General features: G+C 66.6%; 14 protein-coding genes. 11 read left to right on the top strand and 3 right to left on the bottom strand.

Annotated elements, in window-relative coordinates; all coding sequences use genetic code 11:
* The first annotated feature begins 114 nt into the window (after positions 1 to 114).
* The 4 genes from mutS to L0977_RS11780 all read left to right on the top strand — a co-directional run bounded on the left by mutS (position 115) and on the right by L0977_RS11780 (position 6899).
* Positions 115 to 2844, top strand: a complete 2730-nt coding sequence (mutS, locus tag L0977_RS11795) for a DNA mismatch repair protein MutS (RefSeq protein ID WP_442786633.1) — start codon at positions 115 to 117, stop codon at positions 2842 to 2844.
* A complete protein-coding gene (locus L0977_RS11790) occupies positions 2841 to 3671 on the top strand; it encodes a proteasome-type protease (protein WP_234265066.1) in 831 nt (276 codons plus the stop codon). Before mutS ends, L0977_RS11790 begins: the two co-directional genes overlap by 4 nt.
* A 327-nt stretch (positions 3672 to 3998) precedes the next feature.
* On the top strand, positions 3999 to 4838 hold the full coding sequence (locus tag L0977_RS11785; protein ID WP_234265065.1) for an alpha/beta fold hydrolase: 840 nt from the start codon (positions 3999 to 4001) through the stop codon (positions 4836 to 4838).
* Positions 4839 to 4946: 108 nt separating this feature from the next.
* Positions 4947 to 6899, top strand: coding sequence for a PAS domain S-box protein (locus tag L0977_RS11780; RefSeq protein WP_234265064.1), 1953 nt, complete (start codon positions 4947 to 4949; stop codon positions 6897 to 6899).
* A 27-nt stretch (positions 6900 to 6926) separates the two neighbouring features.
* On the opposite strand, the gene L0977_RS11775 is transcribed toward L0977_RS11780, so the two are convergent.
* Positions 6927 to 7508 (bottom strand): DUF1439 domain-containing protein, encoded by a 582-nt coding sequence (locus L0977_RS11775; protein WP_234265063.1) that lies wholly within the window; start codon positions 7506 to 7508, stop codon positions 6927 to 6929.
* Positions 7509 to 7708: 200 nt separating this feature from the next.
* Here L0977_RS11775 and L0977_RS11770 point away from each other — a divergent pair, with 200 nt between their 5' ends.
* Genes L0977_RS11770 through L0977_RS11755 form a run of 4 tightly spaced genes read left to right on the top strand, consistent with a single transcriptional unit; the run spans position 7709 to position 10497 of the window.
* Positions 7709 to 8254: a DUF6622 family protein gene (locus L0977_RS11770; RefSeq protein WP_234265062.1), complete on the top strand. Its 546-nt coding sequence runs from the start codon at positions 7709 to 7711 to the stop codon at positions 8252 to 8254.
* Positions 8255 to 8283: 29 nt separating this feature from the next.
* Positions 8284 to 8559 carry a 2TM domain-containing protein gene (locus tag L0977_RS11765; protein WP_234265061.1) on the top strand — a complete coding sequence of 92 codons (276 nt, stop codon included), beginning with the start codon at positions 8284 to 8286 and terminating at the stop codon, positions 8557 to 8559.
* Positions 8560 to 8605: 46 nt separating this feature from the next.
* Positions 8606 to 9664: a sensor histidine kinase gene (locus L0977_RS11760; protein ID WP_234265060.1), complete on the top strand. Its 1059-nt coding sequence runs from the start codon at positions 8606 to 8608 to the stop codon at positions 9662 to 9664.
* Entirely contained in the window at positions 9661 to 10497 is an 837-nt protein-coding gene (locus tag L0977_RS11755; protein WP_234265059.1) for a LytR/AlgR family response regulator transcription factor, read from the top strand. The genes L0977_RS11760 and L0977_RS11755 overlap by 4 nt, the downstream gene beginning before the upstream one ends.
* Before the next feature lie 20 nt (positions 10498 to 10517).
* Here the strand turns inward: L0977_RS11755 and L0977_RS11750 are convergent, their stop codons facing one another.
* Positions 10518 to 10970 carry a hypothetical protein gene (locus L0977_RS11750; protein WP_442786632.1) on the bottom strand — a complete coding sequence of 151 codons (453 nt, stop codon included), beginning with the start codon at positions 10968 to 10970 and terminating at the stop codon, positions 10518 to 10520.
* Between the two features lie 149 nt (positions 10971 to 11119).
* Positions 11120 to 11485, bottom strand: coding sequence for a hypothetical protein (locus tag L0977_RS11745; RefSeq protein WP_234265058.1), 366 nt, complete (start codon positions 11483 to 11485; stop codon positions 11120 to 11122).
* 269 nt (positions 11486 to 11754) lie between these two features.
* Between L0977_RS11745 and L0977_RS11740 the strand changes: the two genes are divergently transcribed.
* Genes L0977_RS11740 through L0977_RS11730 form a run of 3 tightly spaced genes read left to right on the top strand, consistent with a single transcriptional unit; the run spans position 11755 to position 15366 of the window.
* On the top strand, positions 11755 to 12324 hold the full coding sequence (locus L0977_RS11740) for a hypothetical protein (protein ID WP_234265057.1): 570 nt from the start codon (positions 11755 to 11757) through the stop codon (positions 12322 to 12324).
* A 13-nt stretch (positions 12325 to 12337) separates the two neighbouring features.
* Positions 12338 to 13489 carry a glycoside hydrolase family 19 protein gene (locus L0977_RS11735; protein ID WP_234265056.1) on the top strand — a complete coding sequence of 384 codons (1152 nt, stop codon included), beginning with the start codon at positions 12338 to 12340 and terminating at the stop codon, positions 13487 to 13489.
* Between the two features lie 20 nt (positions 13490 to 13509).
* The gene (locus L0977_RS11730) at positions 13510 to 15366 is read left to right on the top strand and encodes a glutamine--tRNA ligase/YqeY domain fusion protein (RefSeq protein WP_234265055.1); all 1857 of its coding nucleotides are present in this window, start codon (positions 13510 to 13512) and stop codon (positions 15364 to 15366) included.
* Positions 15367 to 15577 lie beyond the last annotated feature (211 nt).

The raw sequence follows: 15577 nt of genomic DNA, 5'->3' as shown, positions 1-15577 counted from the left end.
AAAAACTACACCAAAAATGGAAGTGTAGCTGTATGTTGATGCATGTAGATGGAGTCTAAATTTCTAGCGCGATGAGTTGGCGATGAGGGAAAAGTCTTGAAAAATCAACGAGATATGGAAAATCCCCTGGAAAATCAAGGATCTTCCGATTCTCGCCACACCCCCATGATGCAGCAGTACCTCGCCATCAAGGCGTCGTACCCGCACACCCTGGTGTTCTACCGCATGGGTGACTTCTACGAGATGTTCTTCGCCGACGCCGAAAAGGCGGCGCGGCTGCTGGACATCACGCTCACGCAGCGCGGCCAGTCTGCCGGCGAGCCCGTCATCATGGCTGGCGTGCCCTTCCATTCGGTGGAAAGCTACCTGGCCCGGCTGATCAAACTGGGCGAGTCGGTGGCCATCTGCGAGCAGGTGGGCGACGTCGCCACGGCCAAGGGACCGGTGGAGCGCAAGGTGGTGCGCGTGGTCACGCCCGGCACCCTGACCGACACCGAATTGCTGTCCGAAAAGGCCGAAGCGGTGCTGCTGGCCGTGCATCCCGGCGCGCGCACCGGCCTGGGCCTGGCCTGGCTTTCGGTCACGCAGGGCATCGTCTTCCTCGCGCAGTGCGACAGCGACGACCTGCCCGACTGGCTCTCGCGCATCAACCCCGGCGAAGTGCTCTACAGCGCCGAAGTGACGCCCACGTTCGAAAAACGCCTGCAGGCCCTGGCGGCACAGCCGCTGACCAGTGGTCAACGCACCGTGGCCGTGGTGCGGCCAGCCTGGGCCTTCGACGCCGGGCTGGGCGAACGCAAGCTGCTCGAACAGTTGCAGGCCGCCAGCCTGGCCGCCTGGGACGCGCAGGACCTGCGCGACGCCCACGCTGCGGCGGCCGCCCTGCTCGCCTACGCCGAACACACGCAGGGCCAGGCGCTCACGCACGTGCGCAGCCTGCAGGTGGCGCGCAGTGGCGACCTGATCGACCTGCCGCTCAACACGCGCCGCAATCTGGAGCTCACCCACACCCTGCGCGGCGAAACCCAGCCCACCCTGCTGTCGCTGCTGGACACCTGCCACACCGGCATGGGCAGCCGCACCCTGCGCCAGTGGCTGCTGGAGCCCCAGCGCGAGCGCACCCAGGCCCGCGAACGGCTGGCCGCCATCGGGCGGTTACGCGACGGCCTGTTCCAGCGCCTGCGCAGCGCGCTCAAAGGCGCCAGCGATGTGGAACGCATCACCGCCCGCACCGCACTGCGCCAGGTGCGCCCGCGCGAGCTGGTCGGCCTGACCCAGACCCTGGCCCGTGCGCAAGCCCTGTCGCAGTCGCTGGCCAGCGCCCTCGGCCCCGAAACCCCCGCCTTGCTGGCCCGCACCGCCGCCGATCTGATGCCACCGGCCGGCTGCGCCGAACTGCTGACCCAGGCCATCCAGCCCGAACCGGCGGCGCTGGTGCGCGATGGCGGCGTGATCGCCGACGGCTTCGATACCGAGCTCGACGAGCTGCGCGCCATCCAGACCAACTGCGACGGTTTCCTCATCGACCTGGAGACCCGCGAGCGCGCGCGCACCGGCATCGCCAACCTGCGCGTGCAATACAACAAGGTGCACGGCTTCTACATCGAGGTCACCCAGGGCCAGATCGACAAGGTGCCCGACGACTACCGCCGCCGCCAGACGCTGAAAAACGCCGAGCGCTTCATCACCCCCGAACTCAAGGCCTTCGAGGACAAGGCCCTGAGCGCGCAGGAGCGGGCGCTAGCGCGCGAAAAGTGGCTCTATGAACACCTGCTGGACCAGTTGCAGGCCTTCATCGACCCGCTGACCCGCCTGGCGCGCGCCATGGCCGCGCTGGACGCGCTGTGTGCGCTCGCCGAGCGCTCGCTCACGCTGAACTGGAGCGAACCGGCCTTCACGCCCGAGCCCTGCATCGAAATCCGTGGCGGCCGCCACCCGGTGGTGGAAGCGCGCCTGAACGAGACCACGGGCGGCAGCTTCATCGCCAACGACACCGTGCTGGGTCCCAAGGCGCGCATGCAGGTCATCACCGGCCCCAACATGGGCGGCAAGAGCACCTACATGCGCCAGGTGGCGGTCATCGCCCTGCTGGCCAGCATGGGCAGCTACGTGCCGGCGCAGAGCTGCCGGCTGGGCCCTATCGACGCCATCCACACCCGCATCGGTGCCGCCGACGACCTGGCCAACGCGCAATCCACCTTCATGGTCGAGATGACCGAAGCGGCGCAGATCCTGAACGCGGTCACACCGAAGGAAGCGCCGGGCCGCCCCAAGCTTACGGCCCCCCCTCGGGGGGAGGACGGGGCACAGCCCCGTCCAGGGGGCGCCTATTCGCTGGTGCTGATGGACGAGATCGGCCGCGGCACCTCGACCTTCGACGGCCTCGCGCTGGCCGGGGGCATCGCCGCCCACCTGCATGACAAGGCACGCTGCTTCACGCTGTTCGCCACCCATTACTTCGAGCTGACCGAATTCCCCGCCAGCCACCACGGTGCCGTCAACGTGCACGTGAGCGCGGCCGAAGGCGGTGGCAAGGCCGGCATCGTCTTCCTGCACCAGATCGAACCCGGGCCCGCCTGCCGCAGCTACGGCATTCAGGTCGCCCGCCTGGCCGGCGTGCCGGCGGCCGTGGTGCAGCATGCGCGCCATGCGCTGGCGGCCCTGGAATCGCACAGCGAAAGCAGCCGCTCGCAGGTGGACCTGTTCGCGCCGCCGCCAGCCGCTCCCGAAGCCGAAACCCCGCCGGTGGTGGCCGCGCTGGCCGCCATCGACCCGGACGCCCTGTCGCCCCGCGAAGCGCTGGAGCAGCTCTACACCCTCAAAAAAATCGCTGGAAACCCATGACCTACTGTGTTGCCGTCAAGCTCAAGGCCGGCCTGGTCTTTCTCTCCGACTCCCGCACCAATGCGGGGCTGGACCAGATCAGCACCTTCCGCAAGATGATCGTCTACGAGAAGCCGGGCGACCGCTTCATGTGCCTGCTCTCGGCCGGCAACCTCTCCATCTCGCAGTCGGTGCGCGAGATCCTGCAGATCGAGCAGTTGCCGCCCGATGAAGAAGGCGGCGAGCCGATCACCATCTGGAACGCCCGCAGCATGTTCGACGCCGCACGGGTGCTGGGCGCCGCCGTGCGCCACGTGTTCGAACGCGACGGCGAGGCGCTCAAGAACGCCGGTGTGGACTTCAACGTGTCCATGATCTTTGGTGGCCAGATCGGCAGCGAAGGCATGCGCCTGTTCCAGGTCTATTCGGCCGGTAACTTCATCGAGGCCACGCCCGAAACGCCGTTCTTCCAGATCGGTGAATCCAAATACGGCAAGCCGGTGCTGGACCGCGTGATCACCCCCGACACACCACTGGACGAAGCCGCCAAGTGCGTGCTGGTGTCGATGGACAGCACCCTCAAGTCCAACCTGTCGGTGGGCCTGCCGCTGGACCTCGTGGTCTATGAGGCCGACCGCCTGCAAAGCGACAAGATCACCTGTATCGACGAAAACAACCCGTATTTCCTGATGGTGCGCCGGGTCTGGGGCGAGAAGCTGCGCGAGGTGTTCGACGGTATCGAGCACCCCACCTGGGACGGCAGTCACACCGAAGTGCCGCTGCGCTGCGAAGGCGCGCGCGCGCTGCCGCTGCGCAAGATCAGCAGCCCGAAGGAAAAGCTGATCTGAAAAATGTGGGCCCCCACGCTCAGCCGCTGCGCGGGTCGCTGCCCCCCGAGGGGGTGCGAATCCCGCTTGGGAACGGCCCGGCGCGGGCTTCTGGCCCCCACGCTCCACCGCTGCGCGGGTCGCTGCCCCCCGAGGGGGTGCGAATCCCGCTTGGGAACGGCCCGGCGCGGGATTCTGGCCCCCATGCGCCACTGCTGCGCGGGTCGCGGGCGAAGCGCCGTCATGCCCGCGCAGGCGGGCATCCAGCAGAGTCACCCTGGCAGGAGTCACTGCCCTCACGCCACCGCCTCGCAGATCGCTGCTGACGCTTCCCTGCATTCTTGAACCATGCCGCTGATCATCTTTTCCCACGCCAACAGCTTCCCGGCCAGCACGTACGGGGTGCTCTTTCGCAGCCTGCGCGCGCGGGGTTACACGGTGCGGGCCGTGGAGAAGTTCGGGCATGCACCCCAGTACCCGGTCACCAGCAACTGGCCGCTCCTGGTGCAGCAACTGGCCGACTTTGCCGGTCCCGAGATCGAGCGGCATGGCAAAGGGGCCTGGCTGGTCGGGCATTCGCTGGGCGGCTTTCTCAGCCTTATGTGCGCCGCCCGCCACCCAACGCTGGGTGGCCACCCGGTGCGCGGGGTGCTGCTGCTCGACTCGCCCGTGCTCGGTGGCTGGCGCGCCCGTGCGCTGGCCCTGGCCAAACACACCCAGTTGGTGGGATCGCTCTCGCCGGGCAAGATCAGCCGCAAGCGCCGCAACACCTGGCCCGGCGCCGACGAGGCACTGGCTCACTTTCAGCACAAAAAGGCCTTTGCCCGCTGGGACCCGCAGGTATTGCGCGACTACATCGAGCACGGCACGGTGGACGTGGACACGCCAAACGGCCGACAGCGACAGCTGGTTTTCGACCGCGATGTCGAAACCGCCATTTACAACACCCTGCCCCACAACCTGGACCGCTTGCTGCGCAAGCACCCCCTGCAGTGCCCGGTGGCCTTCCTGGGCGGCACCGAATCGCTGGAAATGAAGCAGGTGGGCATGGCGATGACGCAGCGTCTGGTGGGCAAACAGCACCCTGAACGCCTGAACATGCTGCCTGGCAGCCACCTCTTTCCCATGGAAATTCCGCTGGACACGGCGGCAGCCATCGACAACAGCCTGCAAGCGCTGGCCCGCTGAAAACGCCCGTCGGGTGCACCTGGTACCTGCGGCCCCGTGCAGTCACCGACACCACGCCGGCAAGATGTTGGGTATAACGCAGCAAACACCGCGCCCCAGCGCCTTTTCATGAAGCGACTGATCACCGAAGCTGCGCCCACCGCCGACAGCCCCTGGTGGCTCAGGCTGCTGCACTGGCAGCCTGATCGCCTGCGCCTCTGGCAGCGGCTGGGCATGGCGCTGCTCATCACGCTGGCCGCCCTGTGGCTGCGCCAGGGGCTGGCGCCGGCCGAATCGGGCGGGCGCTTCATCACGTTTTCCCTGGCTGCCGCGCTGTCGGCGCTGTATGGCGGGTTTGCCGCCGGCCTGTTCAGCACGTTGCTGGGCATGGTGCTGGTCAACTTTCTGCTCGTCCACCCGTACTTCCAGCTCGCCATCACCAACCCGGCCGAAGCCTTCTGGCTCAACACCTGGTTTCTGGTGACCCAGTTGGTGGTGATCGGGGCGATCTGGCGCATGCAGGCCCAGAACCGGCAACTGCAGGAAAGCAACCAGCACATCCGAGACAGCCAGCAGCACTTTCTGGACACCTTCGAGCATGCTGCCGCCGGCATCACGCACGTCGGCTTTGACGGTCAGCTCCAGCGCGTCAACGGCACCTTCTGCCGGCTGGTGGGGTATTCGTTCGAGGAACTGCGCCAGATGCGCTTTCAGGACCTGACCCTCCCCGACGACATCGGGCCGGACGAGGTGCTCATCAAACAGGTGCTGGCTGGCGAACGCAGCAGCTATTCGCTGGAAAAACGCTACCGCCGCAAAGATGGCCGCACGGTCTGGGCGCACCTGACGGTGTCCATGGTGCGCAAGCCCAATGGCCTGCCCGACTACCTGATCTCGGTGGTGCAGGACATCACCAGCCTCAAGGCGGCCGAAGAAACGGTGCGCACCAACGAACGGCTGCTGCGGCAGGCCCAGGCCCTGTCGGGGTTTGCGAGCTGGGAGGCCGACATCAAGGGCGACCGCATCCGTGCCCACCACAACTCGCACCAGCGCCTGGGACTGCCCAAAGGGGAATACACCTCGACCGAGCTGCTGGACATCGTGCATCCGCGCGACCGCGACCGCTTTGCGGCCGAGTGGCGCGCAGCGCTCAAAAGCACGCTGTTCAACGGCAACTACCGCATCCGCATCGACGGCAAGGATCGCTGGGTCGGCATCCGTGCCGAATTCGAACGCAACGCCGACGGGCACGCGGTGCGCGCCTTTGCCGTGGCCCAGGACATCACCGACCGCAAGCGCGCCGAGATCGAAATCCGCCGCCTGAACGCCTCGCTGGAACAGCGCATCCAGGAACGCACGCGCAAACTGCGCGCTGCCTACGACGAACTGGAAAGCTATTCCTACGCGGTGGCGCACGACCTGCGCTCGCCCCTGCGGGTCATCAACGGGTTTGCCCAGGCGCTGGAGGAAGACAACCCGGCGCTCGACGCGGTCAGCCACAAGCACCTGGCCCGCATCATGGGCGCCAGCAAAAAGATGGGGGAACTCATCGACGGCCTGCTGCAGTTGGCCCAGATCGGCCGCAGCGACCTGCGGCGCGAACCGGTGAACATCAGCCAGGTGTCGACGCGGCTGCTGGAAGACCTGGCACTGCAAACGCCCGAGCGCCGCGTGGACTGGCGCGTCGAGCCCCACCTGCAGGCGCAGGCCGATCCGGCCCTGGTCGAGGCCCTGCTGCAGAACCTGCTGCACAACGCCTGGAAGTACACCTCACAAACGCCGGAGGCACGCATCCGTGTCTATGAGGACATCGTCGACGGCCAGCCGTTCTACTGCGTCAGCGACAACGGCGCCGGCTTCGACATGAAGCGCGCCGAAAAGCTCTTCCAGCCTTTCCAGCGCTTGCACCAGCCGCACGAATTCGCCGGGCTGGGCATCGGACTGGCCACCGCTCAGCGCATCGTCCAGCGCCATGGCGGGGTGATGACCGCGGTGTCGACCCCAGGCCAAGGCGCCACCTTCCGCTTCACCCTGCGCGACGAAGACAACGAATCCCTGCCCTCGGTGCCGCCGTCCATCTGAACAAAGGGGCCGGCGCCTCGCAAAACCTCAGCGCTTGACCGGCATCAGCGTCAGGCGCACCCCACCGGGTACCACCTGCAGCGGCCCGGGTTCGTACCCCCAGCCCGCGAGCGTCTGCAACTGTTCGGGCCGCAGGCGGTGCACCACCGCGTCCTGCAACACCGATTCGGCCAGCACACCACCCAGGCGACTGACCCGCGGTTGCTGGGCCACCGGCACGCCTGGCACATCGAAGCGCTCCACACGCACCGCGTCCAGCCGCAGCGTGCCGTCGCTCGGTTCGAAGCGCAGTCCGTAGCTCAGCTCCAGCAGCCCCTGCAGGCTGCGCCCGCCGGTCAGCGCGCTGCCCAGTGTGTAGTCCATCTGGGTCGCAATGCGGTTCTGCGCGGGCAGCAGCCGCAGGCGCGGGTGGGTCAGCGACACATCAAACAGCTCCATGTAGCGCGTGTCCACAGGAAAGTGGCGCGCCAGCATTTCGGCCAGGCGTGCCTCGGAGACCTCCACCGTGCGCGGGCCCGGCGCCATGGCCGAGCAGGCGCTCAGCCCCATGCCGAAGGCCAGCGCCAGCCCCGCTGCGCCCATGCTTTTGAGTCCCGTCCGACGATCCATAGCGGTCTGTTCCTGCCTGATGCTGGCGCCCATTCTAGGAAGCCAGCACCCGTTTGCCGGGTTTCGCCCCGGTAAAGGCGGTGACATTTCACGGCACGGGCGCGGCATTTCGCGAGCAGCAGCCGCGACCCGTCGCAAAGTGGTGGCTGCCGCCATCGGCAACCGGCACAGTGCGCGCCATCTCCCCCCGGAAGCCCACCATGCCGCCCATCCTCGACATCCTCCGCCACACCCCCGTTGCCGTCTTCATGCTGCTGGCCGGCCTGCTCGGGCTCGGTCTGACCCAGTGTTTCGCGCGGGAGGTCCGTTTCCGCCGCGTGCTGGTCATGGGCCTGGCCATGGCCAGCCTGTCGTTTTACGGCGTGCTTTCCACGTTCGCCGGACACACCCTTGCCGTCCCCGTCTGGCTGGGCACCGCGGTGGTGAGCTACCTCGGCACCGCACACCGTGCGCCGCCTGCCGGCACCCGCTACGACACGGTGCGGCAGCGCTTCAGCATCCCCGGCAGTGTGATCCCGCTGATCCTCATCCTCGCGGTCTTTCTGACCAAGTACGCCGTGGGCGTGGCCCTGGTCCTGCACCCGGAACTGGTTCGGCACGCGCCCACGGCCTGGGGCATCAGTGCCCTGTACGGGCTGTTCAGCGGACTGTTCGCCGGTCGCGCCATGCGGCTGCTCCATCTGGCGCGGCGCACCGCTCTGGCCACAACGGTCCCCACCCTTCCGACGCCCCCCAACCTGGCCTGAGCCCTCAACCCACTGGAGAAAACCCCACCATGCACCCCCACCCCGACACCCTGGAACACCTCGCCCGCCGCCGTGCCGGCATGAAACTGGGCTGGTACGTGCACGCCAGCGTGTACGCGCTGGTCACCCTGCTTCTCTGGACCCTTGCGCAACATGCCGGCCGCGACTGGGCCATTTTCCCCACGCTCGGCTGGGGCCTGGGTCTGGCCATCCACGGCGTGGTGGTGTTTCTGCACGGCAGCGGCGTGCTGGAAAAACAGGTCGAGCGCGAACGCATCCGCCTCGGGCTCAACCCCCGCGACTGACGCTCCGCAGCCCCACACGGGCACACCGGCCTCTAGAATCCTCGGCATGCCCATTCCCTGGTCATCGGCAGCACGGCACGCGGCCCAGACCGCCGGTTTCTGCCTGGCCATCGCGGCGCTGCAATACGGTTTTGCGCCCGACCGGCCCTGGCAACCCCTGCTGGCCTATTCGCTGTGCATCGGCCTTATCACCTGGGCCGTGATCGACCTTGGCCGACACGCCTTGCCCGCAGCTCGCGGCACGGGCTGGCCACACGGCTGGCCGGGTGTGCTGCTGGTGCTGGCCGGTATTGCGACCGGCTACCTGCTGGGCAATGCCCTGGCCGACCTGCTGTGCCAACGCTTCGGCTGGTACCACACCAACACGTCCGTCGACCTGCAGGCCGAGATCCGCCGCAGCCTGCTGATCACGCTGGTGGCGACGGTGGTGGGCGTCTACTACTTCTACAGCCGGGGCCGCAGCGCTTACCTGGAACGCGAGATGCTGCAGGCGCGCGGCCTGGCTGCTGAATCACAGTTGCGCCTGCTGCAGAGCCAGTTGGAGCCGCACATGCTGTTCAACACACTGGCCAATCTGCGGGCCCTGATCGCCACCGATCCCCCGCGCGCCATCGCCATGCTGGACCAGCTCAACCGCTTCCTCCGCGCCACTTTGCAGGCCTCGCGCAACACCCGGCACCCACTGGCCGACGAATACGACCGCCTGCGTGACTATCTGGCGCTGATGAGCGTGCGCATGGGCGCGCGCCTGCGCTGCACCCTGACGCTGCCCGACACCCTGGCCAGCCACCCGGTGCCGCCACTGCTGCTGCAGCCCCTGGTGGAAAACGCGATCCGCCACGGTCTCGAACCCGCACGGCGCGGCGGCGAAATCACCGTGCACGCCGAAAGCGACGGCCAGACCCTCTGGCTCGAAGTGCGCGACGACGGCATCGGCTGCGACGGCGACCCCACCGAAGACTTCGGCCTGGCCCAGGTGCGCGAGCGCCTGCTCAACGCCTACGGCCCGCAAGCCCGCCTGCACTGGCACAGTGCCCGCGGCCAGGGCACCCGCGTTCGCCTGCAATTGCCGCTGTGGCCCGCAGCGGCCACCCCATCGCCATGAACGCCACCGCCCTTATCGCCGAAGACGAACCCCTGCTCGCCGCCGCGCTGCAGGCCGAACTGGCGCAAACCTGGCCCGACTTGCGCATCGTGGCCCAGGCCTGCGACGGCGTGGCGGCCGTTCAGCAGGCACTGGCCTGCCGGCCGGACGTGCTGTTTCTCGACATCCGCATGCCCGGCCAGAGCGGCCTGGAGGCCGCGGCCGAGCTGGCCGAAGAGTGGCCCGACAGCGGGCCCGATGCGGCCCCCTTCCCGGTGCTGGTGTTCGTGACGGCCTACGACCAATATGCCTTGCAGGCCTTCGAGGCCCAGGCGGTGGACTATCTGCTCAAACCCGTGGTGCCGGAGCGACTGGCACGCACGGTGCAACGGGTGCAGGCCTTGCTGGCGACACGGCGCCCTTTGGTGGCCCCCGCCTCCCGCGACGCCCTGCGGCCCGATGACGCCACGCTGCAGCGCCTGCGCGCCCTGCTGGCACCACCGCCCCACGCCACGCTGAAAGTGATCCAGGCCCATGCCGGCACCCACCTGCGCCTGGTACCGGTGGACGAGGTGCTGGTGTTCGAAGCAGCCGACAAATACGTGCGCGTGATCACCACCGCGCACGCAGCAGAAAGGGGCGGCGAACTGCTCATTCGCACGCCCCTTCGGGAATTGTTGCCCCGGCTCGACGCCAGCGTGTTCTGGCAGATCCACCGCAGCACCGTGGTTCGCGCCACCGCCATTCACAGCGTGCTGCGCGACGAGGCCGGCAAACTGCATCTGACGCTGCGCAACCACCCCGGGCGCTGGGCCGTCAGCCGGCTCTACGCCCCGCTGTTCAAGGCGATGTAACCGCCCTGCGAACTCGGCGATCAGTAGCGGTTGCCACCCCGGCGGTCATCGTCGCGGTCACGGTGGCGCGGGCCGCGGCGGTCGTCATCGCGCCACCTGTTGTGCCCATGGCGCCAGCCCGGGTACACATAGACCGGCTGCGGCTGCACCACCGGCTGCACGTAATAGCCCGGCCGGTACACCGGGGCCGGCTGCACATACACAGGTGCCGGCTGCACATACATCGGTGGCGGTCGCACATAGACCGGCGCCGGTTGCACGTACACGGGTGCCGGCTGCACATACACCGGACGCGCGTTGGACACACCCACCGACACGCCGGGCGAGTTCACACCGATCGACCAGTAAACGTCGTCCCGCGCATGCGCCTGGGTGGCCATCGCACTCAAGCCCCAGGCACCGGCCGCCAGCGCCGCCGTCGCCAGCCAGCGCGCGCCACGGCCGCTGTCCGCACGCAAAGTTGTCGTTTCCATCGTCTTGCTCCTGTTGGGGGCAAAACACCTGTTCTGCCCTGACCGCATTAGAGGCGTTCACGCTGTAACGCATGCCGCTTCTTCGGTCAAAGGCGTTACCAAACGTTAAATTGCGCGCCGAATCTGGGCGCTGGCAGGAACCCGCTGCGTCAACGCAGGAAAAAAGTCACACCGGCCCCCAACAACGCGGCCACCACCAACGAACCCCAACGCCACCAAGACGACGGGCTCGTGTCCGACGCCGGCAGCAGGTCAGGGTCATCGGCCACGGTGTTTTCAAACGCCGGCTGGTGCGTGTCGGCGCCCACCCGGGTGGGGCTGCCCGGCGCAGCCCAGGCTGCCCAGAGCGCATGCGCGTGCTGCGGCACGATCGCGCCCCGGTCCACCGCCTTCTCCACATCGGCCCAGCCGAGCTGCACCCGCACCGACGGCAGGAACACATCTTCCATCTGCGTGGCTTCCCAGTGGGAGTGTTCGTCTACGCTCACGGTGTCCGGGTTGTCGTTCGGCTGCATCGGGTTCCTCCAGTTTCAGTGCTGATGCACGGCTTTTCAGCCGGCTGGATTGCAACGATAGCCGAAACAAAGCGTAAGCCCAAACACCCGGCGCCACAGCGCTCACACCCCGGCCACCCCTTCCCGGCCAGCCCCTCAAGCCCTACGACGGCAGACGCAGCCCGCCATGCCCTTGCCCATCCGCTCACAGTCCGGGTGGCAAGCCGCGCCATCACGGGCCCGAAGGTGTACATAAAATGAATTAAATCTTCTACAAATTCAGGGTTGCCATGCATTTCCTCAACCGTCCCGCCGGCGTCGGCACGCTGCCTGCATGGGCAGCGCTCACACTGTCGCTCAGCGCCTGCGCTGCAGGCCCTTCCCAGCCGCACCCCCAGCACAGCGCACCAACCCTGACCCACAACTGCCAACCTCAGGAAACGGTCGGCTTCTCCTGCGAACTGCACGATCACCGGCTGCTGTCGCTGTGTGCCTCGCCAGGGTTTGAGAAGTTCGCCGGCCAGCCCAAAGACAACCCGGGCTACGCCTACCTTGTCGTGGGCTCGCTCCATGGGCAAGTGCAATACAGCTACCCGGACAAACCCAGCGAGTACAAGAAATACCTGTCGTCGGGGACCACGATGTCGGCTTGGCCCTACGTGAAGGCAGTGTCTCAAAAAGGCACCTTCTTTTACGCGAATGGCGACGCCGAGACGCCGGTCAGCCTGACACCTGAAAACCTCCCTCCCGGCTGGCATGTGGAGACTGCACCCACGAGAGGCAATTCGTACTGTACGAACAGAGTGCATCGAGAAAACTTCGATGCGGTATTGCTCCAGCTCCCTCCTGCGACGAACTGAGCAACCCGAGTGCATGCCGAATGAAACCGAAGGAGTGCTTGTGGCAGCCCCGTATGTCCCACATCTGAACAGCGATCAACAGCGGCAACGCGCCGAGTCGCTTCTGGCACACGCCTACCGCAGCGGTATCACCGATCCCAAAGAACTCGCTAACTTCATGGGGCAGGTTCAGCACGAAAGTCAGAACTTCTCCAAGTTGGAAGAAAACCTGAACTACAGCGGCGGCCGCCTGTTTGACGTGTTCGGCCCCCGCAATGGCCTGACTAGCCAACGGGCAAATGACATTGCGGCCATTCCGGACAAAACAGAACGCGCTCGGACCGTTGCCGAACAGGTCTACGGAGGCGCCTACGGTGCCAGGGCCTTGGGCAACACCGAACCCGGAGACGGCTACAACTACCGGGGCCGCGGCTATGTGCAACTTACCGGCAAGAAGAACTACGCTGCCTACGCCACATCAACGGGCCTCGATCTGCTGAACCACCCTGAACTGGCTGCCAACGAGCCAAACGCCGAGCTCCTGGCCATCAACTACTGGCAAACCGCCGTTCAATCAAAGGGACAGGCGCGCACCGATGTCGTCGAGGCGGGCTCCATCATCAACACGGGAAGCATCGGAAATCAGGTCAAAGGCCTCGCCGACCGCCAAGCCAATGCTGCCGCCTGGGAAGCCGCCCTTGGCAAAGAAGGCTACCTGCAAGAAGCGCTGGCGCGCCACCCCTTGCCTGACGAGCAAGCAACGCGCTCACCAACCCCGCCCGAGCAGACACCGCTTCGCCTCCAACCCAGTTTGAGCCTCTCACCGCAGAGCCTGCAGCTCATCCAAGACAGCGAGCACCACGTCCGCAACCTCGCCGAGCGCTACCGCCTGCCCTGGGACCCGGGCATGGACAACACCGTCTTCGCCCTGGCTCAGCGAGCCCAGGCGCAGGGGTTGACCGGCATCACGCACCTGAAGGTCGAACAGGGTCTCATCCACTTTGCCCAGTTCAACGGCAATGGCAGCCCGCTCCAAGAAGGGCAGATGGGCGCGCTGGATGCGGCCAACACGCCGGCCAGCGAATCGGTGACGCAACTGGCCCTGGCCGCCACCCCGGCCCCCCGGGAAACCGGTGTAGACCTCGCCTTCGCGAGCGGCACCGAACCGCTGGCGCTGCAGCGCTGACGCCGCCCTAGAATGGGCGGATGAGCTCCAGCAACACCTCTTCCCACCACAAAAACAACGCCCCCGCCGCCGACGGCGCCGAGCACAAGGTCTCCAACTTCCTGCGCCAGATCATCGAAAAAGACCTGGAGCACGGCACCTACGCCCAGCGCCAGTGGGGCGGCGGCCCGGGCGATGCGGCCTTCCACGACGCCGGCCAGCCCGACCCGGCCAAGATCCGCACCCGCTTCCCGCCCGAGCCCAACGGCTACCTGCACGTGGGCCACGCCAAGAGCATCTGCCTGAACTTCGGCCTGGCGCGCGACTACGGCGGCGTCTGCCACATGCGCTTTGACGACACCAACCCCGAGAAGGAAGAGAAGGAGTACGTGGACTCCATCCTCGACGCGGTGCAGTGGCTGGGCTTCAACTGGCAGAGCAGCTTCAGCGGCAAGACAGAACAGCACCTGTACTACGCGTCGAACTACTTCGACTTCATGTACCGCGCGGCCGAACACCTCATCACCGCCGGCCACGCCTATGTGGACGAACAGACCGCCGAAGAAATGCGCGTCAACCGCGGCGACTTCGGCAAGCCCGGCGTGGACAGCCCCTTCCGCGCCCGCAGCCCCGAAGAAAACCTGGCCCGCTTCCGCGAAATGCGCGACGGCAAACTCGCCGACGGCGCCGCCGTGCTGCGCGCCAAGATCAGCATGCAGTCGCCCAACATCAACCTGCGCGACCCGGCCATCTACCGCATTCGCCGCGCCACGCACCACAACACGGGCGACGCCTGGTGCATCTACCCCATGTACACCTTCGCGCACCCCATCGAGGACGCGCTGGAGCAGATCACCCACTCCATCTGCACGCTGGAATTTGAAGACCAGCGCCCCTTCTACGACTGGCTGATGGAGCGTTTGATCGAAGGCGGCCTGCTCAAGGCCCCGCCGCCGCGGCAGTACGAATTTGCGCGCCTGAACCTCACCTACGTCATCACCAGCAAACGCAAGCTCGCGCAACTGGTGAACGAGAAGAAGGTCAGCGGCTGGGACGACCCGCGCATGCCCACCATCGTCGGCCTGCGCCGCCGCGGCTACACGCCCGAAGCCATCCAGCTGTTTGCCGAACGCATCGGCGTGACCAAGAGCGATTCGTGGATCGACTACAGCACGCTCGACGGCTGCCTGCGCGAAGACCTGGAAAACAAGGCCCACCGCGGCATGGCCGTGCTCGATCCCGTCAAGCTGGTGCTGACCAACTGGGCCGAAGTGTTCGGCTCCGACGGCTACACCGAAGACTGCACCCAGCCCGCCCTGCCCCACTCGGCAATTGCCGAAGGCCAGACCCCGCCGCCAGACCGCGTGTTCAAGATCGGCAAGGACGTGTGGATCGAACGCGAAGACTTTGAAGAAGTGCCGCCCAAGGGCTATAAGCGCCTGTTCCCCGGCAACGTCGTGCGCCTCAAGGGCGGCTACGTCATCGAATGCACCGGCGTGGGCGCCAAAGACGCCGACGGCCAGGTGACCGAAGTGCACGCCAAAGTGATCGCCGGCACCAAGAGCGGCACCCCCGGCGCCGACAGCGTCAAGGCCAAAGCCGCCATCACCTGGGTGGGCGCTGCCGACGGCGTGAGCGCCGAAGTGCGCCTGTACGACCGCCTGTTCACCGACCCGCAACCCGACGCGGGCGGCAAGAACTTCCTGGACGCGCTGAACCCCGACAGCCTGAAGGTGGTGACGGCCTACGTGGAGCCGTCACTGGCCGCCGCCAAGCCGGACCAGAAATTACAGTTTGAACGGCACGGCTACTTTGTGGCCGACCGGGCGGACCACGGCGTGGGCGGGAAGGTGGTGTTCAACCGGGTGACGGGGTTGAAGGATTCTTGGGGTAAGTAGCGCCCTAGTCAGGAACACCCATCCCAAAAGGCCAGTGAGCGCGACGCTCACTGGCCTTTTTTTTCACTTCTTAATGCAGACCTCAGCCCGAACGTGAGCGTCCAGTCAACCCATCTTGACCGGCCGCAAGCGGCTCATTTGGACTGCTACTTTGCACCGATGTAGGCCACGCACTCCACGAGGTTGAGGCAGGCCAGCAGCAGGTACTTCT

The sequence above is a fragment of the Hydrogenophaga sp. NFH-34 genome (assembly GCF_021401345.1).
Taxonomy (GTDB): domain Bacteria; phylum Pseudomonadota; class Gammaproteobacteria; order Burkholderiales; family Burkholderiaceae_C; genus Hydrogenophaga; species Hydrogenophaga electricum.
Note: the sequence above shows the minus strand (reverse complement) of the source record. Positions and strands in the feature narration are given on the sequence as shown.

Bases quoted from the DNA above. Each gene is read 5' to 3' on its own strand.
- mutS (WP_442786633.1), top strand. From the start codon at position 115: ATGGAAAATCCCCTGGAAAATCAAGGATCTTCCGATTCTCGCCACACC.
- L0977_RS11790 (WP_234265066.1), top strand. From the start codon at position 2,841: ATGACCTACTGTGTTGCCGTCAAGCTCAAGGCCGGCCTGGTCTTTCTC.
- L0977_RS11785 (WP_234265065.1), top strand. From the start codon at position 3,999: ATGCCGCTGATCATCTTTTCCCACGCCAACAGCTTCCCGGCCAGCACG.
- L0977_RS11780 (WP_234265064.1), top strand. From the start codon at position 4,947: ATGAAGCGACTGATCACCGAAGCTGCGCCCACCGCCGACAGCCCCTGG.
- L0977_RS11775 (WP_234265063.1), bottom strand. From the start codon at position 7,508: ATGGATCGTCGGACGGGACTCAAAAGCATGGGCGCAGCGGGGCTGGCG.
- L0977_RS11770 (WP_234265062.1), top strand. From the start codon at position 7,709: ATGCCGCCCATCCTCGACATCCTCCGCCACACCCCCGTTGCCGTCTTC.
- L0977_RS11765 (WP_234265061.1), top strand. From the start codon at position 8,284: ATGCACCCCCACCCCGACACCCTGGAACACCTCGCCCGCCGCCGTGCC.
- L0977_RS11760 (WP_234265060.1), top strand. From the start codon at position 8,606: ATGCCCATTCCCTGGTCATCGGCAGCACGGCACGCGGCCCAGACCGCC.
- L0977_RS11755 (WP_234265059.1), top strand. From the start codon at position 9,661: ATGAACGCCACCGCCCTTATCGCCGAAGACGAACCCCTGCTCGCCGCC.
- L0977_RS11750 (WP_442786632.1), bottom strand. From the start codon at position 10,970: ATGGAAACGACAACTTTGCGTGCGGACAGCGGCCGTGGCGCGCGCTGG.
- L0977_RS11745 (WP_234265058.1), bottom strand. From the start codon at position 11,485: ATGCAGCCGAACGACAACCCGGACACCGTGAGCGTAGACGAACACTCC.
- L0977_RS11740 (WP_234265057.1), top strand. From the start codon at position 11,755: ATGCATTTCCTCAACCGTCCCGCCGGCGTCGGCACGCTGCCTGCATGG.
- L0977_RS11735 (WP_234265056.1), top strand. From the start codon at position 12,338: ATGCCGAATGAAACCGAAGGAGTGCTTGTGGCAGCCCCGTATGTCCCA.
- L0977_RS11730 (WP_234265055.1), top strand. From the start codon at position 13,510: ATGAGCTCCAGCAACACCTCTTCCCACCACAAAAACAACGCCCCCGCC.